This is a genomic window from Pseudomonas sp. FG47 (genome assembly GCF_057809115.1).
On sequence record NZ_JBMDJI010000047.1, the window covers coordinates 13460 to 35541 of the forward strand.

Here is a 22082-nt window from a genome sequence, read left to right on the forward strand (position 1 = left end):
GACAGCGGCAAAGAAAAAGCCCCGCCAGTTTGCACTGGCGGGGCTTTTCATTCAGCCGTTGCTATCAACCGTGCTGAGGCTTGTGCTCATCGGCGGTTTCCAGCGCTTGTGCCGGGGCTGCTTCGGCAGCGGCCTGGGCAGCAGCGGCGGCTGCGGCTTCGGCTTCACGCTTGCGGCGACGCACTTCACGCGGGTCGTTCGGCGCGCGGCCGTTGGACAGCATGACGGTAGCGGGCTCGACCGGCGCTTCGACCGGGGTCTGCTCGGCAACCACTGGAGCAGGCTCGGCGACTGGCGCCTCGACCACTTCAGGCTGGGCTTCGGCCACCGGAGCAGGCTGCTCGGCAATGGGTGCCTCGACTTCGGCCGCTTCGACAACCTGGGCCTGCTCGATCTCGCCGGCTTCAACCACAGGGGCTGGTTCGACCACTGCAGGTTCAGCAGGGGCTGGGACAGCGGTAGCAGGCTGCTCGGCGACGGCTTGCTCGATCACTGGCTGTGGCGCGACTTCAACCACGGGCTCGATGCTTGGCTCGACGACGACGACCGGCTCGCTGACAGGTTGCTCGACCGCCGGGGCGATTTCGACCTGCTCGGCTTGTTCGGCGACCACCTCGACGGCTTCGACCTGGGTTTGCTCGACCACCGCGGTGGCGCGCTCGGCCTGCTGGTTGGCTTCGGCGTCGGCTTCGGCGCTGATGTTGCTGGTGGCAACGGCGGCGGTGACGGCGATGCCAGCGGCCAATTCGGCACCCAGCTCGGTGGCCTGGTGCTGCTGTGGCTGCTGCTCTTCGCCGGCGTCTTCGTCGCCGCCTTCGATCAGCTCGCCATTGGCGTTGCGCTGGCGCTCACGACGGTTGCTGCGACGACGCTGGCCACGGGAGCGGCGGCGTGGACGCTCGCCATCGGCGCCTTCCTGCTCGTCCTGCAGCAGCTCTTCGTTCGGCAGCTGCTCTTCGACCAGCTCGGCGGCCTGTTCGGCAACCTGCTCGTCAGGGCGCGGCTGGCGCTCTTCGCGCGGCGGACGTGGCTGGCGTTCTTCACGCGGGGCACGCTCTTCGCGTGGCGCGCGCTCTTCACGCGGTGCGCGTTCTTCACGCGGTGCGCGTTCTTCACGTGGCTGGCGTTCTTCGCGCGGGGCGCGCTCTTCGCGTGGTGCACGTTCTTCGCGGGCCACGCGCTCTTCGCGTGGCTGGCGTTCTTCACGTGGGGCGCGTTCTTCGCGGGCTACGCGTTCTTCGCGTGGCTGGCGTTCTTCACGGGCGACGGCTGGGGTGGCGTCCAGCGGCTCGCGCAGTTCACGCACGCGCTCTTCGCGGTTGCCACGGCGGTCTTCGCGCGGCTGGCGTGGCTGACGCTCTTCACGTGGGGCGCGTTCTTCACGTGGAGCACGCTCTTCGCGAGGGGCACGTTCTTCACGCGGAGCACGTTCGCTGCGCTCTTCGCGCGGCTTGCGGTCTTCGTCGCGGCGGCCATTGCGGTTACGGCTCTGCTGGCGACCGTTGCGGCGCTCCTCGTTGCGCGCAGGGCGCTCGGTGGCAGGCTTCTCGGTGCTCACGGCAGGGGCGGCGGCAGGTTCGTCCTTGCCGGCGAACAGGCTGACCAGCGACTTCACCAGGCCTTTGAACAGGCTTGGCTCGGCAACGTGCTGGACCGGCGCGACCGGCGCGGCTGGCTGCTCTTCGACCGTGCTGGGCTGCGGCGCGTTGGCGCGGGCCGGCGCGGTTTTCACCGCGGCTTCCTGGCGCACCAGGGTGCGGGTGGCGGTTGGCTGCGGCGCTTCTTCGGTTTCGGCGGCGGCGATCTCGTAGCTGGACTGGTTGCTCAGCACTTCCGGGTTGTCGTCGCGCAGGCGCTGGACTTCGAAATGCGGGGTTTCCAGGTGATCGTTCGGCAGGATGATGATGCGCGCGCGAGTGCGCAGTTCGATCTTGGTGATCGAGTTGCGTTTCTCGTTGAGCAGGAAGGCGGCCACCGGGATCGGCACCTGGGCGCGAACCTCGGCGGTGCGGTCCTTCAGGGCTTCTTCCTCGATCAGGCGCAGGATCGCCAGCGACAGCGACTCGACGTCACGGATGATGCCGGTGCCCGAGCAGCGCGGGCAGACGATGCCGCTGCTTTCGCCCAGCGACGGGCGCAGGCGCTGGCGCGACATCTCCAGCAGGCCGAAGCGCGAGATGCGGCCCACCTGCACGCGGGCGCGGTCGGCTTCCAGGCATTCACGCACGCGCTCTTCGACGGCGCGCTGGTTCTTCGCCGGCGTCATGTCGATGAAGTCGATGACGATCAGGCCGCCGATATCACGCAGGCGCAGCTGGCGGGCGATTTCCTCGGCCGCTTCCAGGTTGGTCTGCAGCGCGGTTTCCTCGATGTCGCTGCCCTTGGTGGCGCGCGCCGAGTTGATGTCGATGGAGACCAGGGCCTCGGTCGGGTCGATGACGATCGAGCCACCGGATGGCAGGTCGACGACGCGCTGGAAGGCGGTCTCGATCTGGCTTTCGATCTGGAAGCGGTTGAACAGCGGCACGCTGTCTTCGTACAGCTTGACCTTGCTGGCGTACTGCGGCATCACCTGGCGGATGAAGGTCAGGGCTTCTTCCTGGGCGTCGATGCTGTCGATCAGCACTTCGCCGATGTCCTGGCGCAGGTAGTCGCGGATGGCGCGGATGATGACGTTGCTTTCCTGGTAGATCAGGAACGGCGCGGTGCGATCCAGCGAGGCTTCCTTGATGGCGGTCCACAGCTGCAGCAGGTAGTCGAGGTCCCACTGCATTTCTTCGCTGCTGCGGCCCAGGCCCGCGGTGCGCACGATCAGGCCCATGTCGCCTGGAACGGTGAGGCCGTTCAGTGCTTCGCGCAGCTCGTTGCGCTCCTCGCCTTCGATGCGGCGGGAGATGCCGCCGGCGCGCGGGTTGTTGGGCATCAGCACCAGGTAGCGGCCGGCCAGGCTGATGAAGGTGGTCAGGGCGGCGCCTTTGTTGCCGCGCTCTTCCTTCTCGACCTGGACGATGACTTCCTGGCCTTCGCTCAGCACTTCCTTGATGTTGACCCGGCCTTCAGGGGCTTTCTTGAAGTATTCGCGGGAGATTTCTTTCAGCGGCAGGAAGCCGTGACGTTCGGAGCCGAAGTCGACGAAGGCGGCTTCAAGGCTGGGCTCGATCCGGGTGATCTTGCCTTTGTAGATGTTGGCCTTTTTCTGCTCACGGGCACCGGACTCGATGTCCAGGTCGTAGAGGCGTTGGCCGTCCACCAGGGCTACACGCAACTCTTCGGGTTGAGTTGCGTTAATCAGCATTCTTTTCATGTTGTACCGTCGGTTTCCGGGCTGCCGGAAACGGCGTTCGGCACACACGACTTCTCATGGTCGGTGCCTAGGTGCGCAAAGGGTGGCGGGCCACCCCCGTGTCTGGCGACGTTCGGCACCAGCCGGTTGCCCAGCCTGCCGTTGTCGCGACGACGCGTCCTGTTTCATGGTGCCAAAAGGCCTGTCGAGCTCTTCGAACGTGATCCGAATCAACCGAGCGGGCCTGGTGCACTCAGTCAGGAGGAGGAATCAACCGGTCGTCCGTGGACGCCACGAGGGCGTCTGCTCAGGACCTTGTCCGCTCATTGCCCGTGCATCGGGCGCTGGCTGGACGCGGTGCCACACGGTCCGAGGGCTGTGCATCTCCACCCTGCACGTATCCCTTGAAAATTCGGGTGCTGCCGCGCGCTGAATCCGCAACGGGTTGCATTTTTCGCCAGCCCATACCGGGCTGGCGCCATAACATGTCCAAGGCAGGTATTTCCGGAGCACTTCGCCCAAATGCGCGGAGACGACGGTGGCGGGCAGAGGTACGGCGAAAAGAAGCGGGTAAGCAGGTGAAACACCGCACTTGTCGTTTTTTTTCGGTCTTCTCTACACAGCGCTGGTGGCGATTCCAGGCATTCATTAAACTGGCGAACGCTCCGTAGGACGGCCTCGCGTCCTCGGAATTGCGATGGTCAGGGCCGGCGTAGAGCCTGTTGCCGCTGGCCTGCCGCTTTTGGCGGCGTTCGCGACTATAGCAGTAATGATTAAGTGCTTCAATTCCATAAAAAATTGTTATGATCCCGCCATGACGACCAATACCCCCCCGACTTCCGGCGTTCAGCTGATCGAAGTCCCGCCGGAGCTTGCCGGCCAACGCATCGACAATTTCCTCATCACGGCTCTCAAGGGCGTGCCCAAGACCCTGGTCTACCGCATCCTGCGCAAGGGCGAGGTGCGGGTCAACAAAGGTCGGATCAAGCCTGAGTACAAGCTGCAGGCCGGCGATATCGTGAGGGTACCGCCCGTCCGGTTGCCTGAGCGCGACGAACCGGCGCCGGTCGCCCAGGGGCTGTTGCAGCGCCTGGAAGCGGCCATCGTCTACGAAGACAAGGCGCTGATCGTGATGAACAAGCCGGCCGGCATCGCTGTGCATGGCGGCAGCGGCCTGAGCTTCGGGGTGATCGAGGCCCTGCGCCAGCTGCGCCCAGACGCCAAGGAACTGGAGCTGGTGCACCGCCTGGACCGCGACACCTCCGGCCTGCTGATGATCGCCAAGAAGCGCAGCATGTTGCGCCACCTGCACGCTGCCCTGCGCGGCGATGGCGTGGACAAGCGCTACATGGCGCTGGTGCGCGGCCACTGGCCGACCTCGAAGAAACAGGTCAACGCGCCTTTGCTCAAGAGCAACCTGCGCTCCGGCGAGCGCATGGTCGAGGTCAACGACGAAGGCAAGGAGGCGCTGACGATGTTCCGCGTGCTGCGTCGCTTCGGCGAATTCGCCACCATCGTCGAGGCGCGGCCGATCACCGGGCGTACCCATCAGATTCGCGTGCACACCTTGCACGCCGGACACATGATCGCCGGTGACAGCAAGTACGGCGACGAGGATTTCACGCGCGAGATTCGCGAACTGGGCGGTAAGCGCCTGTTCCTGCATGCCTACCAGCTCACCGTGCCGCTGCCCGACGGCGGCGAGCTCAAGCTCGAGGCGCCAGTGGACGAGGTGTGGGCCAAGACCATCGAGCGGCTGGCGTCCTGAGCCATGGGTAAACCTTATGACCTGCTGATCTTCGACTGGGACGGTACCCTGGCCGACTCCATTGGGCGGATTGTCGAGGCCATGCATGCTGCCGCCGAGCGCGCCGGTGAAGCGCCCTGCAGCGATGCGGCGGTCAAGGGCATCATCGGCCTGGCGCTGAGCGAGGCGATCGGGCTGTTGTATCCGCACCTGGACGAGGCGCAGGTCCAGGTCTTGCGCCAGCATTACGCCGACGTCTACATGGCCCTGGACCAGCAGCCCTCGCCGTTGTTCGAGGGCGTGGTCGAGTCGCTGGAGAGCTTTCGTGCCGAGGGCTACCGCCTGGCGGTGGCCACCGGCAAGGCCCGGCGTGGCCTGGATCGGGTGCTCAAGGCCAACGGCTGGGAAGGCTACTTCGATATCACCCGCGCCGCCGACGAGACCCGCGGCAAGCCGCATCCGCTGATGCTCGAGGAAATCCTCGGTCATTGCCGGGTCGAACCCGGGCGGGCACTGATGGTCGGAGACTCGGCCTTCGACCTGCAGATGGCCAGCAATGCTGGCATGCACTCGGTGGCAGTGGGCTATGGCGCCATGCCGTTGCAGGCGCTGGCCGAGTTTGGCCCGCAGTTGTGCATCGAGCATTTTTCCCAACTGCGCGAATGGCTTGCCAGTTCGCGCATAGCAATTTCCAAGGTAGGTGAACATGGCTGACGAATGGAAAGCACCTGAGTCCGAGGAGGGTGGCGAGGAGCGCAAGAGCTGGAAGCTGCTCGAGAAGACCTTGCTGGCGGGTGTGCAGGAGCAGCGTCGGGCGCGGCGCTGGGGGATCTTCTTCAAGCTGCTGACCTTTGTTTACCTGTTCGGCATCCTGGCGCTGTTCACGCCGTTGATGGGTGTCGACAAGGCCGCCTCGCGCAGTGCCAGTCATACCGCGCTGGTCGAAGTGCGCGGTGTGATCGCCGATCAGGAGCCGGCCAGCGCCGACAATATCGTCAAGAGCCTGCGCGAAGCGTTCAAGGATCCAAAGACCAAGGGCGTGGTGATGCGCATCAACAGCCCAGGCGGCAGCCCGGTGCAGTCGGGCTACATCTACGATGAAATCCGCCGCCTGCGCGCCGAATACCCGGCGATCAAGCTGTATGCGGTAATCGCCGACCTGGGGGCTTCCGGGGCCTACTACATTGCCAGTGCCGCTGACGAGATCTATGCCGACAAGGCCAGCCTGGTCGGTTCCATCGGTGTCACCGCCGCCGGCTATGGCTTTGTCGGGACCATGGACAAGCTTGGGGTGGAGCGTCGTACCTATACGGCGGGCGAGCACAAGGCGTTTCTTGATCCGTTCTCGCCGCAGAAGCCCGAGGAGACCGCGTTCTGGCAAGGTGTGCTGGATACCACGCACCGTCAGTTCATCGCCATGGTCAAGCAGGGGCGCGGCGAGCGCTTGAAGGACAAGGATCACCCGGAGCTGTTCAGCGGGCTGATCTGGTCCGGCGAGCAGGCCAAGGCGCTGGGGTTGGTGGATGGGCTTGGCAGCGCCAGCTATGTCGCCCGCGATATCATCGGCGAGAAGGAATTGGTGGACTTCACCGTGCAGGAGTCGCCGTTCGATCGGTTCTCCAAGCGCATTGGTGCCAGCGTGGCCGAGCGCCTGGCGCTGTATATGGGGTTCCAGGGGCCTTCGCTGCGTTGAGCTGAAGACTCTTCACCAGGATTGCAGGGGCGCTTTGCGACCCTTTCGCGGCGCAAGGCTGCTCCTGCACAGGCTGACGCGCTCCTTGTGGGGGCGGCCTTGTGCCGCGAAAGGGCTGCGAAGCAGCCCCGGCAATTCCAGGGCGGGCGTCAACTTTAAAGTCGTTGCCGCTCAAGGCACCTGCACACCTTCCTTGTGCAGCATGTCCACCAGCCGAATCAATGGCAGCCCGATCAGGCTCGTGGCATCACAGCCGTGGGTGCTCTGGAACAGGCTCACTCCCAACCCCTCCGCCTTGAAACTCCCGGCGCAGTCCAGTGGCTGCTCGGCCGTCACGTAGCGCTCCACGCGCTCCCGATCCAGCTCGCGCATCGTTACGGTAAACGGCACGCAATCGACCTGGCAGTGGCCGGTGGCGCTGTTCAGCAGTGCCAGTCCGGTGAGGAAGGTGACCTGCTGCCCGCTGGCCTCCAGCAGTTGCTCGCAGGCGCGTTCGAAGGTGTGGGGCTTGCCGAGGATCTGCTCGCCCAGTACCGCCACCTGGTCGGAGCCGATGATCAGGTGGTTGGTGTGGCTGACGACCAAGGCTTCGGCCTTCTGTCGGGCCAGGCGGCGGACCAGCTCGACGGCGGGCTCGCCATCGAGGCGCCGTTCGTCAAGGTCGGGGCTCGCCCAGGTGAAGGGCAGGCGCAGGCGGGTGAGCAGTTCGCGGCGGTAGGGCGAGCTGGAAGCCAGTAACAGGGGAAGCATGGTAGACTCCTGGGCAATTGACCCGAATTCTAACATGCGAGATGCCACCTAATTTCCTTTGACAGGGAGGGGGTGCATCCCTAGAATGCTGCGCCTATGTTGAATGACCCGATTCCACCTCACGTTGACCCGCGCAAATTGGCTGATCGTGGCGTAACCCTCGAAGGTTCGCTGCAGCTCGCTGATTTGGAAAGACTCTGCGACCCGCTTTCCGACAATGTCGGTACGGTGCAGGCGAAGTTCGATTTTGAACGAGATGAACAGCACGTCGTGGTTATCCACAGTGAGCTGGATGTCGAGGTCAAGATGGTTTGCCAGCGTTGTCTTGAGCTGGTCACCCTGCCGATCCACAGCGAATGTACATACGCCGTGGTGAAGGAGGGTGCGAACACCCAGTCGTTGCCGAAAGGCTATGACGTGCTGGAACTGGGCGAAGATCCTTTGGATCTGCAGGCGCTGATCGAGGAAGAGCTGTTGCTCGCCCTGCCGATCGTGCCTGCTCATCATCCGGAAGAATGCCAGCAGCCGGCGGGACTCGATGAGCCCGAGCCGAGCAAGGACGAGGTATCGCGGTCCAACCCGTTCAGTGTATTGGCGCAGTTAAAGCGTGACCCAAACGTTTAGGAGTTAATCAATTATGGCTGTTCAGCAGAACAAAAAATCCCGCTCTGCCCGTGACATGCGCCGTTCGCACGACGCCCTGTCGGCCGAGGCCCTGTCGGTAGAGAAAACCACCGGTGAAGTACACCTGCGTCACCACGTATCGCCAGAAGGCGTATACCGTGGTCGCAAAGTGATCGACAAGGGCGCCGACGAGTAATCCTTGTCCGCTCAGATCATCGCGATCGACGCAATGGGCGGGGACTTCGGTCCCCGCAGCATTGTCCAGGCTAGCATTGCCTGCCTTTCGGCTACTCCCTCGCTGCACCTGACCCTCGTCGGTCAACCCTCCCTCCTTGAAGATCTTGTCAGCGGCCTTGCGGCTGCGGATCGCGCGCGCCTGCAAATTGTCGCGGCCAGCGAAGTGATCGGCATGGACGAGCGGCCATCGCAGGCGTTGCGGGGCAAGCCTGATTCGTCGATGCGCATCGCCCTCGAACTGGTGCGCGATGGCAAGGCTCAGGCCTGCGTAAGTGCCGGCAATACCGGCGCGCTCATGGCCTTGTCGCGTTTCGTGCTCAAGACCTTGCCCGGTATCGATCGCCCGGCGATGGTGGCGGCGATCCCGACCCAGGCCGGCTACTGCCAGTTGCTTGATCTCGGCGCCAACGTCGACTGCAGCGCGGAAAACCTCTACCAGTTCGCCGTGATGGGCTCGGTGGCCGCCCAGGCCCTGGGCGTGCATCGGCCGCGGGTGGCGCTGCTCAATATCGGTACCGAGGACATCAAGGGCAACCAGCAGGTCAAGCTGGCCGCCAGTCTGTTGCAGAACGCCCAGGGGCTGAACTACATCGGCTTCGTCGAGGGTGACGGGTTGTACCGTGGCGAGGCGGACGTGGTGGTGTGCGATGGTTTCGTCGGCAATATCCTGCTCAAGTCCAGCGAAGGCCTGGCCACCATGATCGCTGCGCGCGTCGAGGCGTTGTTCCGTGGTGGCCTGTTGGCCAGGGCGGCTGGGGCCATGGCCATGCCGCTGCTCAAGCGTCTGCAGGCCGATCTGGCGCCGGCGCGGCATAACGGCGCGAGTTTTTTGGGCTTGCAGGGCATCGTCATCAAGAGCCATGGCTCGGCGGGCGTGCAGGGTTTGCAGAGTGCGATCCAGCGGGCGCTGATCGAGATCCAGGAGAACCTGCCGCAGCGCCTGCACGGGCGTCTCGAGGACTTGTTGCCGTGATGCGGCCAAAACAGGTCTTAGGCATATCCGCGATGAAGTGCTTAAATGTGACCGCTTGGTCCGCCGTTCCATCCAAGCTTTCAGATTGCGCGTCTGGCCCGCGGCCTGGCGCACCCTATCCGACGACAAGATCATAAGGGCTTGTTCAATGTCTGCATCCCTCGCATTCGTCTTTCCTGGTCAAGGTTCCCAGTCGCTGGGCATGCTCGCAGAGCTGGGCGCCGAAAAACCGGTAATCGTCGAGACCTTCAAGGAAGCGTCCGAGGCCCTGGGCTACGACCTGTGGAAACTGGTCCAGGAAGGCCCGGAAGAACAACTCAACCAGACCGACAAGACCCAGCCGGCCATTCTGACCGCCTCCATCGCCCTGTGGCGCCTGTGGCTGGAAGAGGGCGGCGCGCAGCCTGCCTTCGTTTCCGGGCACAGCCTGGGTGAATACAGCGCCCTGGTCGCCGCTGGCAGCCTGTCGCTCAAAGATGCCGTACGCCTGGTCGAGCGCCGTGGCCAGCTGATGCAGGAGGCCGTACCTGCCGGCCATGGTGCCATGGCCGCCATCCTTGGCCTGGACGACGCCGTGGTGGTCGAGATTTGCGCCGCAGCCGCCGAAGACGAAGTGGTCAGCGCGGTGAACTTCAATTCGCCGGGCCAGGTGGTCATCGCCGGCAACAAGGCTGCGGTCGATCGTGCCATCGAGCTGTGCAAGGCCAAGGGCGCCAAGCGTGCCCTGCCATTGGCGGTCAGCGTGCCATCGCACTGCGCCCTGATGAAGCCGGCCGCCGAGCGCTTCGCCGAGTCGGTCAACGCCATCGAATGGAAAGCGCCGCAGATCCCGGTGGTGCAGAACGTCACCGCGGCCATCGCCGCCGACCTCGATGCCCTCAAGCAGGACCTGCTGGCGCAGCTGTACCAGCCGGTACGCTGGGTCGAGTGCGTGCAGGCCCTGGCTGCGCGCGGCGCGGTCAACCTGGTCGAGTGCGGCCCGGGCAAGGTCCTGGCTGGCCTGAACAAGCGTTGCGCCGACGGCGTGACCACCTACAACCTCAACACCCCAGACGCCGTCGCCGCCACCCGCGCGGCGCTGGCTTGAATTCGGAGAAGCTTGCATGAGCCTGCAAGGTAAAGTTGCACTGGTCACCGGCGCCAGCCGTGGTATCGGCCAGGCCATCGCCCTCGAACTGGGCCGCCAGGGCGCCATCGTCATCGGTACCGCCACCTCGGCCTCGGGCGCCGAGCGCATCGCCGCCACCCTGAAAGAGCACGGCATCCAGGGCACCGGCATGGAACTGAACGTGACCAGCGCCGAGTCCGTCGACAAGGTGCTGGGCGCCATCGGCGAGCAGTTTGGCGCGCCAGCCATTCTGGTCAACAACGCCGGTATCACCCGCGACAACCTGATGCTGCGGATGAAAGACGACGAATGGTTCGACGTGATCGATACCAACCTCAATAGCCTGTACCGTCTGTCCAAGGGCGTGCTGCGCGGCATGACCAAGGCCCGTTGGGGCCGTATCATCAGCATCGGTTCGGTGGTGGGTGCCATGGGCAACGCCGGCCAGGCCAACTACGCCGCCGCCAAGGCCGGCCTGGAGGGCTTCAGCCGTGCCCTGGCCCGTGAAGTGGGGTCGCGCGGCATCACCGTCAACTCGGTGACCCCAGGCTTTATCGACACCGATATGACCCGCGAGCTGCCAGAAGCGCAGCGCGAGGCCCTGCAGAAGGAAATTCCGCTGGGTCGCCTGGGCCAGGCCGAGGAGATCGCCAAGGTGGTTTCCTTCCTGGCTTCCGACGGCGCAGCCTACGTCACCGGTGCTACCGTGCCGGTGAACGGCGGGATGTACATGTAAAATCCGCAACTCAATGTGACGGATCGGTTCAAAAAAGAGTCATACTCCGAGCCTAAAATCCGTTATAAAGCTGCAACCAGATTCCGGACAGCGGGCCGGGTGACTTGGTGGAAGGCGCGTTACGCTTGAAAAGCAGGCGTCTTCCTATAAACTTGGTCACCGGCCAGCTGCCTGACATATGTCCATTAGGAGTGAAAACTAGGTATGAGCACCATCGAAGAACGCGTCAAGAAAATCGTCGCCGAGCAACTGGGCGTCAAGGAAGAGGAAGTCAAGAACGAATCTTCCTTCGTTGAGGACCTGGGTGCCGACTCGCTTGACACCGTTGAGCTGGTGATGGCTCTGGAAGAGGAATTCGAGACCGAAATCCCTGACGAAGAAGCCGAGAAGATCACTACCGTTCAAGCCGCTATCGACTACGTCAACAGCCACCAGGCCTAAGACGTTCCAGTCGACGCTTCTTGTCGGGAAAAACCGCACTGCCGTCGCCGGCGTGCGGTTTTTTCTTTGCAAGCTATGCAATGAACACCGGAGTCTGTTGCCAGGCCATTGGCGCTGCCAGTGCACTGGCAAGAGACTCTGTTATTAGAAAATGAGGAGAGTACTGTGTCGCGTAGACGCGTCGTGGTCACTGGTATGGGTATGCTGTCGCCACTGGGTACCGATGTACCGAGCACCTGGCAGGGCATTCTGGCTGGCCGCAGTGGCATCGGTCCGATCGAGCATACGGATCTGTCTGCCTACTCCACCCGTTTTGGCGGCTCGGTGAAAGGCTTCGAAGTCGAGCAGTACCTGTCGGCCAAAGAGGCCCGCAAGCTCGACCTGTTCATCCAGTACGGCCTGGCGGCCGGTTTCCAGGCGGTGCGCAACGCCGGCCTTGAGGTTACCGACGCCAACCGCGAGCGCATCGGCGTGGCCATGGGCTCGGGCATCGGTGGCCTGACCAACATCGAAGAGACCAGCCGCACCCTGCACGAGCAAGGGCCACGGCGGATCTCGCCGTTCTTCGTGCCGGGCTCGATCATCAACATGATCTCCGGCTTCCTGTCGATCCACCTTGGCCTGCAAGGCCCGAACTACGCGATCGCCACCGCCTGCACCACCGGCACCCACTGCATCGGCATGGCCGCGCGCAACATCGCCTACGGCGAAGCCGACGTGATGATTGCCGGCGGTGCCGAAATGGCCGCCTGTGGCCTGGGCATGGGCGGCTTCGGCGCTTCCCGTGCGCTGTCCACCCGTAACGACGAGCCGGCCCGTGCCAGCCGTCCGTGGGACAAGGGCCGCGACGGCTTCGTATTGTCCGACGGTGCCGGCGCCCTGGTGCTCGAGGAGCTCGAGCATGCCAAGGCCCGTGGCGCGACCATCTACGCCGAGCTGGTCGGTTTCGGCATGAGCGGTGACGCCTACCACATGACCTCGCCGCCCGATTCTGGCGAAGGCGCGGCCCGCTGCATGGCCAACGCGCTGCGCGATGCCGGCATCCAGCCCGAGGACGTCAGCTACATCAACGCCCACGGCACCTCGACGCCGGCCGGCGATGTGGCCGAAGTGGCCGCGATCAAGCGCGTGTTCGGCGATCACGCCTACAAGCTGGCGGTCAGCTCGACCAAATCGATGACCGGCCACCTGCTCGGTGCCGCCGGCGCGGTGGAAGCGATCTTCAGCGTCCTGGCGATCAACAGCCAGATGGCGCCGCCGACCATCAACCTGGACGAGCCGGACGAAGGCTGTGACCTGGACTTCGTGCCGCATCAGGCGCGCAGCATGCCGATCGATGTGGTGCTGTCCAACTCCTTCGGCTTTGGTGGCACCAACGGTTCGCTGGTATTCCGCCGGTTCGCCGACTGATGCACAGTTGGATCGACGGCCAGGACGCGGCTGCAGTCAACCTGCAGAACCGTGGCCTGGCCTACGGCGACGGCCTGTTCGAGACCATTGCCGTGCGCGGCGGCAGGCCCAGCCTGCTCGCCCTGCACCTCGATCGTCTGGCGCTGGGATGTCAGCGTCTGGCGATCGAGGTCGATCTGGCGCTTGTGCGCAATGAACTGTTGCAATTCGCCCAGCTACTGGGTGAGGGCGTCGCCAAGTTGATCCTGACCCGTGGTGATAGCCAGCGCGGCTATGCTCCGGTCGCGGGTGCTCAGGCGCGGCGCATTCTCCAGGGCAGCCCCTTGCCCGTTTATCCCGTTGCAAACGCAGAACAAGGTGTACGCCTGTTCGCCTGCCAGACACGGCTGGCGGAACAACCGCTGCTGGCCGGGCTCAAACACCTCAACCGCCTCGAGCAGGTGCTGGCTCGGGCCGAATGGCAGGACAGCACATTGGCCGAAGGCTTGATGCGTGACGGCCAAGGGCGGGTAATCGAAGGGGTGTACAGCAATCTGTTCCTGGTGCGCGATGGCGTGCTGCTGACTGCCGACCTGAGCCGTTGCGGCGTGGCCGGGGTGATGCGCGCGGCGTTGCTGGAGCAGGCCGCGCTGCTGGGCATCCCCGTGCAGGTACGGGACTTGCCGTTCGAGATGCTGGAGCAGGCTGACGAGGTGTTTGTCTGCAACAGCGTCTACGGCATCTGGCCTGTACGCGAAATCACCGTGCTGAACTGGCCGGCGGGACCACTCACCCGTAAACTGCAGGCCGTTGCCCGTACGTTACTGGATACCTGATTCGTGAGACGCAAATTCCTGCTGCTGCTGGAAATGAGCTTGATCATCGCCGGCCTGGCACTGGGCTGGGCCGCCTGGAAGGTCAACGCGGTCCTGGAGCAGCCCCTGCAAGTGGCGCAGGAGCGCCTGCTCGACGTGCCCAGCGGCACGACGCCCAATCGCATGTTCTACCGCATGCAGAGCGAAGGCCTGCTCGATGATCCGCTGTGGCTGCGTCTTTACTGGCGCTTCAACATGGCCGGTACGCCGCTGCATACCGGCGAGTATCGCGTGACCCCAGGCATGACCGTGGGGCAGTTGTTCGATGCCTGGAAGCGTGGCGACGTGGTGCAGTACAACCTGACCCTGGTCGAGGGCTGGACCTTCCGCCAGGTGCGTGCCGCAGTCGCCAAGCATGAAAAGCTCAAGCACACCCTCGAGGGGCTGTCAGACTCCGAGGTGATGGACAAGCTCGGCCACACCGGGGTGTTCCCCGAAGGCCGCTTCTTCCCCGACACCTATCGCTTCGTGCGGGGCATGAGCGATGTCGAACTGTTGCAGCAGGCCTATATGCGCCTGGATGAAGTCTTGGCCAAGGAGTGGGCCGAGCGCAGCACCGACCTACCGTATCGCGACCCGTATCAGGCGCTGATCATGGCGTCTCTGGTGGAGAAGGAGACCGGTATCCCCCAGGAGCGCGGGCAGATCGCTGGTGTGTTCGTGCGGCGCATGCGCCTGGGCATGATGCTGCAGACCGACCCGACCGTGATCTATGGCATGGGCGAGCGCTACAACGGCAAGATCACCCGCGCCGACCTGCGCGAACCGACGCCCTATAACACCTACACGATGACCGGCCTGCCGCCGACACCGATCGCCATGGTCGGCCGCGAGGCGATCCATGCCGCGCTGAACCCCAGCGACGGCTCGAGCCTGTACTTCGTCGCCCGCGGCGATGGCAGCCATGTGTTCTCCGACGACCTGGACGACCACAACAGCGCCGTGCGCGAGTTCCAGCTCAAGCGTCGCGCCGATTATCGCTCGAGCCCCGCGCCACAGGGCCAGCCCGCCGCGCCGCAGAACGGCGCCGCGCCAGCGCCCGAGGCTGAGCCGACAGCGCCCACCGATGAATCCGCGCCGGCCGATGAGCCTGCGCCAGACGACACTAAGGAACACTCGTGAGCGGTTTGTTTATCACCCTGGAAGGCCCCGAAGGCGCGGGCAAGAGCACCAATCGCGAGTACCTGGCGGCGCGCCTGCGCGAGCAGGGCATCGATGTGGTCATGACCCGCGAACCGGGGGGCACGCCGCTGGCCGAGCGCATTCGTGAGCTGCTACTGGCGCCGAGCGAAGAGGCCATGGCGGTCGATACCGAATTGCTGCTGATGTTCGCCGCTCGTGCCCAGCACCTGGCGCAGGTGATCCGTCCGGCGCTGGCTCGCGGCGCGGTGGTGCTGTGCGACCGCTTCACCGACGCCACCTACGCCTACCAGGGCGGTGGGCGCGGGCTGCCAGTCGAGCGCATCGCCATCCTCGAGTCTTTCGTCCAGGGCGAACTGCGCCCCGACCTGACCCTGGTGTTCGACCTGCCGGTGGAAGTCGGCCTGGCCCGTGCAGCGGCCCGTGGCCGACTGGACCGTTTCGAGCAGGAAGGCCAGGCCTTCTTCGAAGCGGTGCGCCAGGCCTACCTGCAGCGCGCCGGCCAGCAGCCGCAGCGCTACAGCCTGCTGGACGCGGCGCAGCCGCTGGTCGCGGTGCAGCGGGCGATCGATGCCCTGGTGCCCGGCATCCTGGAGCGTTGCCGTGGCTGAAGCCTACCCCTGGCAGCAGGCGCTCTGGCAGCAGTTGGCCGGACGTGGCCAGCACGCCCATGCCTACCTGTTGCACGGGCCGCAGGGTATCGGCAAGCGCGCCCTGGCCGAGCGCCTGATGGCGCGCCTGCTGTGCCAGCAGCCCAATGGCCTGGACGCCTGTGGACATTGCAAATCGTGCTTGTTGCTCAAGGCCGGCAGCCACCCGGACAATTTCATCCTCGAGCCCGAAGAGGCCGACAAGCCGATCAAGATCGACCAGGTCCGCGAACTGGTTTCGTTCGTGGTGCAGACCGCCCAGCAGGGCGGGCGCAAGGTGGTGCTGATCGAGCCGGTGGAGGCGATGAACATCAATGCCGCCAACGCCCTGCTCAAGAGCCTCGAGGAGCCCTCGGGCGACACCGTGCTGCTGTTGGTCAGCCACCAGCCCAGCCGCCTGTTGCCGACCATCAAGAGCCGCTGCCAGCAAGTGGCCTGTCCGCAGCCAAGCCTGGCCCAGAGCCGCGCCTGGCTGGCTGGCGCGCTGGCGGACAGTGACGAGCCGGCACGCGAAGAGCTGCTGACCCTGGCCGCCGGCTCGCCACTGATGGCGCTCAGCTTGCAGGCCCAGGGTGTGCGCGAACAGCGGGCGCTGGTCACCGACGGGGTGAAGAAGTTGCTCAAGCAGCAGCAATCGCCCAGCCAGTTGGCCGAGGCCTGGAATGGCGTGCCCTTGCTGCTGCTGTTCGACTGGTTCTGCGACTGGGCGCACCTGATCCTGCGCTATCAGTTGACCCAGGATGAGGACGGACTAGGCTTGGCCGACATGCGCAAGGTCGTGCAGTACCTGGCGCAGAAGAGCCGTCAGGCCAAGGTGCTGGAGCTCCAGGCGTGGATCCTCGAGCAGCGCCAGAAGGTGCTGGGCAAGGCCAACCTCAACCGTGTACTGCTGCTCGAAGCCTTGCTCGCCCACTGGGTGCAGTTGCCCGGCCAGCGTTGATTCCTATCGTTAATTCAGGTGTGTCCTGTTGCCATGCTCGTAGATTCCCATTGCCACCTCGATCGTCTTGACCTGAGTGCCCACCAGGGCTCCCTCGATGCCGCCCTGCAGGCGGCGCGCGCGCGCGGGGTGGGGCACTTCCTGTGCATCGGCGTGAGCGCCGAAAACGCCGGGGCGGTCAAGGCGCTCAGCGAGCAATACGCCGATGTCGACTGCTCGGTGGGGGTGCACCCGCTGGACCTGGCGCCCGGAGAAACTCCCGCGTTGGAATGGCTACTGCGCGAACTGGCTCATCCGCACGTGGTGGCCATTGGCGAGACTGGCCTGGACTACCACTACGAGCCCGAAGCCGCCGAGTTGCAGCAGGCGTCGTTCCGCCTGCACCTGGAAGCCTCGCGGCAGACCGGCAAGCCGGTGGTGGTGCATACCCGTGCCGCCCGCGCCGACACCCTGGCGCTGCTGCGCGAGGCCAGCCTGCCCCAGGCGGGGGTGTTGCACTGTTTCACCGAGGACTGGGAGATGGCCAAGGCCGCGCTGGACCTGGGCTACTACATTTCGCTGTCGGGCATCGTCACCTTCCGCAATGCCGACGCGTTGCGCGATGTGGCGCGCCAGGTGCCGGTGGACCGCCTGCTGGTGGAGACCGACTCGCCGTACCTGGCCCCCATTCCGCACCGCGGCAAGCCGAACCTGCCGCAATATGTGCGGGACGTGGCTGAGTATGTGGCATCGCTGCGCGGGGTGAGCTATGCGCAGTTGGCCGAGCAGACCACGGCGAACTTCAAGCGTTTGTTCCCGTTGGCGCGGGTGGCCTGAGGAGCGCCTCCAGGCCAGCCAGCGCGATGCCTGGTTCGCCAGCAAGGCTGGCGCCTGCCTGTGACCTGGGCAAAAAAAACCCGGGTTCTGGGGGGGGAATCCGGGTTAAGACCATTAGGAGTAAAACAAAGGTACACGGTCCCTGGGCACCTTTATCGGCGCGCCACTTGGGGGGATGCGCCGCGCCAACAGTTCAAGTATTGGCCAGGATTGGCGCCCCGCCAGCGCGTATTGGTCGTTTTTTAAACAGATTTGGAATACGCCAGCCTGCCCTTGGGCCTTCAACGCATGGCAATCTGCCGGACCTGTCGTAGTGCGTCGTCGATCAGGCGCTGATCGGTATAGAAGTGTGGGGAAAAACGCACCCCCGGACCGCGCTGCGCGCAGATCACGCCATTGTTGGTCAAGGTTCGATAAATGTCGGCATTGGCATGGCCATCCAGGCTGAAACTGACGATCCCGGCCCGACGAGCAGGATCAGCCGGGCTATGTAGCTGGGCGCCGGGGATGGCCGCCAGGCCGTCGTGCAGTTGGTTGACCCGCAGCGCCAGCTGGTCGGCGACGACCGCCATGCCGACTTCCTCCAGCAGCGACAGGCTGGCTTCCAGGGCGCAGGCCCCCAACATGTTCGGGCTGCCACATTCGAAGCGGCGCGCGCTGTGGGCCGGCTGCCATTGGCGCCGCTCGAAATCGCCGAGGTGTTCGAGCATGTGCCAGCCGTAGGCGTGCAGTTTCAGCTGGTGGCGCAGTTCGCGGCGGCAGTAGAACAGCCCCAGGCCTTCTGGGCCAAGCATCCATTTGTGGCCGTCGGCCATGGCGAAGTCGCAATGGCTGGCCTGCACGTCGAAGGGCAGGGCGCCAACCTGCTGGATGGCGTCGACGCAGAACAATACGCCTTGCCGGCGGCATGCCAAGCCGAGGTGGACAAGGTCCAGGCGCAGGCCGCTGGCGTATTGCACGGCGCTCACCGCCAGCAGTCGAGCACGCGGGCCGCAGGCGGCCAGTAGCGCGGCTTCCGGCGCCGTTGCGGCGAGGCTTACCTCGATCACCTCCACGCCTTGCTCGGCCAGGGCCTGCCAGACCACGCGGTTGGAGACAAACTCCTCGGCGCTGATGATCACCTGGTCGCCAGGCTGCCACGTCAGGCCGAAGGCCACTAGCGACAGGGCCTGCGAGGTGCTGCCCAGCAAGGCGATATCGGCGCTGTCGGGGGCGTTGACCAGCCGCGCCAGGCGCTCGCGCAGGCGCCGTTCGGTGGTCAGCCAGGCTGGGTATGCGCAGGCCCCCAGGCGTTGGTTGTCGCGGGCGAAGCGGGCCACCGCGTCGCTGGCCCTGCGTGGCCAGGGGGCAATGGCCGCGTGGTTCAGATAGCACAGGCCCGGCGCTTGGTCGAACTCATCATGAAACACAGACATGGTTGGAAGATCCGTGCAATTTGCCGCCACTTAGGCATAATAAACCGCTTCGATCGTCATCCCAGTCCTTCCTATGCAGAAAGAACCTCGTAAGGTCCGTGAGTTTCGTCGTCGCGAGCAAGAAATCCTCGATACGGCGCTCAAGCTGTTTCTCGAACAAGGTGAAGACAGTGTCACCGTCGAGATGATCGCCGACGCCGTAGGCATCGGCAAAGGCACGATCTACAAGCATTTCAAGTCCAAGGCGGAGATCTACCTGCGCCTGATGCTCGACTATGAGCGCGACCTGAACGAGCTGTTGCACTCGGCGGACGTCGACCGCGACAAGGAAGCCCTGTCGCGCGCCTACTTCGAGTTCCGCATGCGCGACCCGCAGCGCTACCGGCTGTTCGACCGTCTGGAAGAAAAGGTGGTCAAGGGCAACCAGGTGCCGGAAATGGTCGAGCAGTTGCATAAGATCCGTGCCTCCAACTTCGACCGTCTGACGCAATTGATCAAGGGCCGGATCAGCGAAGGCAAGCTCGAGGACGTGCCGCCGTACTTCCACTACTGCGCGGCCTGGGCCCTGGTCCATGGCGCGGTGGCGCTGTATCACTCGCCGTTCTGGAGCAATGTGCTGGAAGATCAGGAAGGTTTCTTCCAGTTCCTCATGGATATCGGCGTGCGCATGGGCAACAAGCGCAAGCGCGATCCGGAGCCTGCCAACTGACGCCGCGATGTAGCACCGGCTGCGCCGGTGTTCGCCGGCAAGCCGGCTCCTACCCTGTGGCCCGTCCTGGATCCTGGAGGAGCCAGCCTTGCTGGCGAACACAGGGTTCTTCGCCGGCAGGGCTTGCAAAAACCTGATTTATAAGTCAGGTTTTGCCGGCCCGATTCATCCATGCCGGAGTCACCCATGATCGTCGACCGTCAAGGCAGGCGTTTTCGCAACCTGCGCGTCAGCCTGACTGCTGCCTGCAACTACGCCTGCACCTATTGCGTGCCCGACGGCAAGCGCCTGGTGGCGGCGCAGGACGAACTGTCGGCGGATGCGTTGGCCCGTGGCGTGGCGTACCTGGTGGAGGCGGCTGGCATCGAACGGTTGCGCATCACCGGCGGCGAGCCGCTGGTCAGTCCACGGTTGCAGGCGTTTCTCCTGGCGGTTGGCCAGCTCGGGCTCGAGGACATCAGCCTGACCACCAATGGTCAGTTGCTCTCACGCAAGTTGCCGCTGCTGCGCGATGCCGGCATTCGCCGGCTCAATGTCTCCCTCGATACCCTTGACCCGTTGGCATTCCGCCGGATCGCCCGCGGTGGCGACTTGGCCAGCGTGCTGGCGGGCATGGAACAGGCCAGTGCCGCCGGCATGGCAATCAAGGTCAACATGGTGCCGATGCGCGGGCAGAACCTCGACCAGGTCATGCCGATGCTGGAGTATTGCCTGGCTCATGGTTACGAGTTGCGTTTCATCGAGCTGATGCGCATGGGCCATCTGGCCCGTGAGCGCAACGCCTTCGTGCAACAGTTCGTCGGCCTCGAACAGTTGCTGGCGCTGATCGGCCAGGTGTACGCCTATGAGCAGGCGGCACGGCCCTTGGATGCCACGGCCTTGCGTTATCGCATTCCTGGCAAGGGGTACTTTGGCGTGATTGCCAACGAGAGCGTGCCGTTTTGCCGGAGCTGCTCGCGTCTGCGTCTGTCCTCCACTGGTTGGCTGCATGGCTGCCTGTCGTCGAGCAACCGTCACTATGTCGGCGACCTGCTCGACAAACCGCGTCATCAGGCGTTGCCGGCTTTGCAGCGGTTGCTGGTGAAAGCCTTGGCGGACAAGCAGGACCAGGCGTTTTCCGGGGATGTGATGGTAATGAAGGTGATCGGCGGCTGACTCTGGCGCAAAAGCTGCATCCTGGCGGCTATTCGCCGGTTTTTCGTCACCGGCCTCTGGAGGAAAGATGCGTAGCCTGGTCTTGCTGCTGGCGCTGATGGCGTTGGGCGGCTGCATGAATGTCAGCGATATGGGCGAGGGCGTGCGTTACCACATGAGTGACGCGGGCCTGCTGGATCATAGCGACACCACCCGTACCCTGTCGGTCCGTTTGCAGCCGGACTCGTTCATCTTCATCGGCCAGGGTGCCTTCATGCCGCCGAGCAAGGGCCCGCAGCCGCGGCAGAACGCGGTGGCCGAGGAGGCGTTCAAGAGTTTCGTCGAGTACTTCCCGCTGGTGCGCCGTGCCCAGGGCCCGTTGGGCCTGGAAGACGCCATCGCCGAGGCGCGCTCGGTGGGGGCCGACTATGTGCTCTATACCCGTTTCGCCCGTACCGACGACCGTATTGGTAACGGCGACGAGTGGTATGACGAGCAGGCGGTCGACCGCCTGGGCTGGGACAGCGGTATCGTGCAGATGATGTTGATCGAGACCAGCACCCGTTACTTGATCGACACCGCGCGGATCAAGAGCCGCGGCGGTTTGTTGACGTTCCACGACAATACCCCGCAGGATTTGCTTGCCGCACCGATGCGCGAGTACGCTCGTAGCCTTCTGGGCATGAGTCGCTGAGCGAGGGTGAGATGACCGATTCGGGCAAGGCCAACGATCTTCTGGCGCAGATTCCCCAGTATAAAGGGCTGCCCCCGGTGCATTTGTGGAACCCGGATTTCTGCGGCGACATCGACATGCGCATTGCCCGCGATGGTACTTGGTACTACCTGGGTACACCGATCGGGCGCAAGCCGATGGTCCGGTTGTTCTCCACCATCATTCGTCGGGATGGCGATGACTACTTCCTGGTTACGCCGGTGGAGAAGGTCGGCATCCGGGTCGATGATGCGCCGTTCGTTGCCGTGTTGCTGGACGTTGACGGGCAGGGTGAGGGGCAGGTGTTGCGTTTTACCAGCAACGTCGAGGACCAGGTCGAGGCCGGGCCGGGGAATCCGCTGCGTGTGGAGCTTGATCCGGTTACCCAGGAGCCGTCGCCCTACGTGTTGATGCGTGGCAACCTCGAGGCGCTGATCCACCGTAATGTGTTTTACCAACTGGTGGAGTTGGCGGTGCCGCGGGTGATTGATGGGGAAGTTTGGCTTGGGGTGTGGAGTCGGGGAGAGTTTTATCCTATTGGACATGCTGGCTAAATATTTACTTTGGTAGCCACCCTTATCCCCTTAAATACCCGTCCATATCAACTTCTTGCTCTTGCTCCGCTTTTGATTTTGCTTCTAAGCGCGCGATAGTCCAGGCAACACAAATTGCGACTTCAGGAGGCCGAGCGGAGTTCTTGCGTAGTGGGG

The 22082-nt window shown here is 64.3% G+C and carries 22 protein-coding genes; 19 read left to right on the plus strand and 3 right to left on the minus strand.

The features are described from left to right. Nucleotides 1-64 precede the first annotated feature (64 nt). On the minus strand, nucleotides 65-3304 hold the full coding sequence (rne, locus tag ACODS5_RS22490; protein ID WP_489109693.1) for a ribonuclease E: 3240 nt from the start codon (nucleotides 3302-3304) through the stop codon (nucleotides 65-67). Between the two features lie 793 nt (nucleotides 3305-4097). Between rne and rluC the strand changes: the two genes are divergently transcribed. The 3 genes from rluC to ACODS5_RS22505 are packed head-to-tail and all read left to right on the plus strand — an operon-like array spanning nucleotide 4098 to nucleotide 6723. Next, complete coding sequence (rluC, locus tag ACODS5_RS22495; RefSeq protein WP_134693107.1) at nucleotides 4098-5051, plus strand: 23S rRNA pseudouridine(955/2504/2580) synthase RluC; 954 nt, start codon at nucleotides 4098-4100, stop codon at nucleotides 5049-5051. Between the two features lie 3 nt (nucleotides 5052-5054). Further along, nucleotides 5055-5744 (plus strand): HAD family hydrolase, encoded by a 690-nt coding sequence (locus ACODS5_RS22500; protein WP_489109694.1) that lies wholly within the window; start codon nucleotides 5055-5057, stop codon nucleotides 5742-5744. Next, nucleotides 5737-6723, plus strand: a complete 987-nt coding sequence (locus tag ACODS5_RS22505) for a S49 family peptidase (protein ID WP_489109695.1) — start codon at nucleotides 5737-5739, stop codon at nucleotides 6721-6723. Before ACODS5_RS22500 ends, ACODS5_RS22505 begins: the two co-directional genes overlap by 8 nt. Before the next feature lie 171 nt (nucleotides 6724-6894). On the opposite strand, the gene ACODS5_RS22510 is transcribed toward ACODS5_RS22505, so the two are convergent. Next, a complete protein-coding gene (locus ACODS5_RS22510; protein WP_134693110.1) occupies nucleotides 6895-7473 on the minus strand; it encodes a Maf family protein in 579 nt (192 codons plus the stop codon). Between the two features lie 96 nt (nucleotides 7474-7569). Between ACODS5_RS22510 and ACODS5_RS22515 the strand changes: the two genes are divergently transcribed. The 12 genes from ACODS5_RS22515 to ACODS5_RS22570 all read left to right on the plus strand — a co-directional run bounded on the left by ACODS5_RS22515 (nucleotide 7570) and on the right by ACODS5_RS22570 (nucleotide 17402). After that, nucleotides 7570-8097 (plus strand): YceD family protein, encoded by a 528-nt coding sequence (locus ACODS5_RS22515; RefSeq protein WP_134693111.1) that lies wholly within the window; start codon nucleotides 7570-7572, stop codon nucleotides 8095-8097. 13 nt (nucleotides 8098-8110) lie between these two features. After that, nucleotides 8111-8293, plus strand: a complete 183-nt coding sequence (gene rpmF / locus ACODS5_RS22520) for a 50S ribosomal protein L32 (protein ID WP_134693112.1) — start codon at nucleotides 8111-8113, stop codon at nucleotides 8291-8293. A 3-nt stretch (nucleotides 8294-8296) separates the two neighbouring features. After that, a complete protein-coding gene (plsX, locus tag ACODS5_RS22525; RefSeq protein WP_489109696.1) occupies nucleotides 8297-9307 on the plus strand; it encodes a phosphate acyltransferase PlsX in 1011 nt (336 codons plus the stop codon). A 148-nt stretch (nucleotides 9308-9455) separates the two neighbouring features. Further along, nucleotides 9456-10394: an ACP S-malonyltransferase gene (gene fabD / locus ACODS5_RS22530; RefSeq protein WP_134693114.1), complete on the plus strand. Its 939-nt coding sequence runs from the start codon at nucleotides 9456-9458 to the stop codon at nucleotides 10392-10394. A 16-nt stretch (nucleotides 10395-10410) separates the two neighbouring features. Further along, nucleotides 10411-11151 (plus strand): 3-oxoacyl-ACP reductase FabG, encoded by a 741-nt coding sequence (gene fabG, locus ACODS5_RS22535; RefSeq protein WP_134693115.1) that lies wholly within the window; start codon nucleotides 10411-10413, stop codon nucleotides 11149-11151. Between the two features lie 204 nt (nucleotides 11152-11355). Continuing rightward, nucleotides 11356-11592, plus strand: a complete 237-nt coding sequence (gene acpP, locus ACODS5_RS22540; protein ID WP_010223225.1) for an acyl carrier protein — start codon at nucleotides 11356-11358, stop codon at nucleotides 11590-11592. 165 nt (nucleotides 11593-11757) lie between these two features. Continuing rightward, nucleotides 11758-13002 (plus strand): beta-ketoacyl-ACP synthase II, encoded by a 1245-nt coding sequence (gene fabF / locus ACODS5_RS22545; RefSeq protein WP_134693116.1) that lies wholly within the window; start codon nucleotides 11758-11760, stop codon nucleotides 13000-13002. Further along, on the plus strand, nucleotides 13002-13817 hold the full coding sequence (gene pabC / locus ACODS5_RS22550) for an aminodeoxychorismate lyase (protein ID WP_489109697.1): 816 nt from the start codon (nucleotides 13002-13004) through the stop codon (nucleotides 13815-13817). Before fabF ends, pabC begins: the two co-directional genes overlap by 1 nt. Before the next feature lie 3 nt (nucleotides 13818-13820). Next, nucleotides 13821-14978 (plus strand): endolytic transglycosylase MltG, encoded by a 1158-nt coding sequence (gene mltG, locus ACODS5_RS22555; protein ID WP_134693118.1) that lies wholly within the window; start codon nucleotides 13821-13823, stop codon nucleotides 14976-14978. Continuing rightward, nucleotides 14975-15607: a dTMP kinase gene (gene tmk / locus ACODS5_RS22560; protein WP_489109698.1), complete on the plus strand. Its 633-nt coding sequence runs from the start codon at nucleotides 14975-14977 to the stop codon at nucleotides 15605-15607. Before mltG ends, tmk begins: the two co-directional genes overlap by 4 nt. Next, a complete protein-coding gene (locus tag ACODS5_RS22565) occupies nucleotides 15600-16586 on the plus strand; it encodes a DNA polymerase III subunit delta' (RefSeq protein WP_489109699.1) in 987 nt (328 codons plus the stop codon). Before tmk ends, ACODS5_RS22565 begins: the two co-directional genes overlap by 8 nt. Nucleotides 16587-16619: 33 nt before the next feature. Next, on the plus strand, nucleotides 16620-17402 hold the full coding sequence (locus ACODS5_RS22570; RefSeq protein WP_134693121.1) for a TatD family hydrolase: 783 nt from the start codon (nucleotides 16620-16622) through the stop codon (nucleotides 17400-17402). Between the two features lie 281 nt (nucleotides 17403-17683). Here the strand turns inward: ACODS5_RS22570 and ACODS5_RS22575 are convergent, their stop codons facing one another. Then, nucleotides 17684-18817 (minus strand): aminotransferase class V-fold PLP-dependent enzyme, encoded by a 1134-nt coding sequence (locus ACODS5_RS22575; protein WP_489109700.1) that lies wholly within the window; start codon nucleotides 18815-18817, stop codon nucleotides 17684-17686. Nucleotides 18818-18890: 73 nt separating this feature from the next. On the opposite strand from ACODS5_RS22575, the gene ACODS5_RS22580 reads away from it, so the two are divergent. The 4 genes from ACODS5_RS22580 to ACODS5_RS22595 all read left to right on the plus strand — a co-directional run bounded on the left by ACODS5_RS22580 (nucleotide 18891) and on the right by ACODS5_RS22595 (nucleotide 21926). After that, nucleotides 18891-19526, plus strand: coding sequence for a TetR/AcrR family transcriptional regulator (locus ACODS5_RS22580; RefSeq protein WP_134693123.1), 636 nt, complete (start codon nucleotides 18891-18893; stop codon nucleotides 19524-19526). Nucleotides 19527-19712: 186 nt separating this feature from the next. After that, the gene (locus ACODS5_RS22585; protein WP_489109701.1) at nucleotides 19713-20681 is read left to right on the plus strand and encodes a GTP 3',8-cyclase MoaA; all 969 of its coding nucleotides are present in this window, start codon (nucleotides 19713-19715) and stop codon (nucleotides 20679-20681) included. Between the two features lie 67 nt (nucleotides 20682-20748). After that, nucleotides 20749-21354 (plus strand): DUF4823 domain-containing protein, encoded by a 606-nt coding sequence (locus tag ACODS5_RS22590; protein WP_134693125.1) that lies wholly within the window; start codon nucleotides 20749-20751, stop codon nucleotides 21352-21354. A gap of 11 nt (nucleotides 21355-21365) precedes the next feature. Then, nucleotides 21366-21926 (plus strand): DUF1285 domain-containing protein, encoded by a 561-nt coding sequence (locus tag ACODS5_RS22595; protein ID WP_489109702.1) that lies wholly within the window; start codon nucleotides 21366-21368, stop codon nucleotides 21924-21926. The last annotated feature ends 156 nt before the right edge of the window (nucleotides 21927-22082 follow it).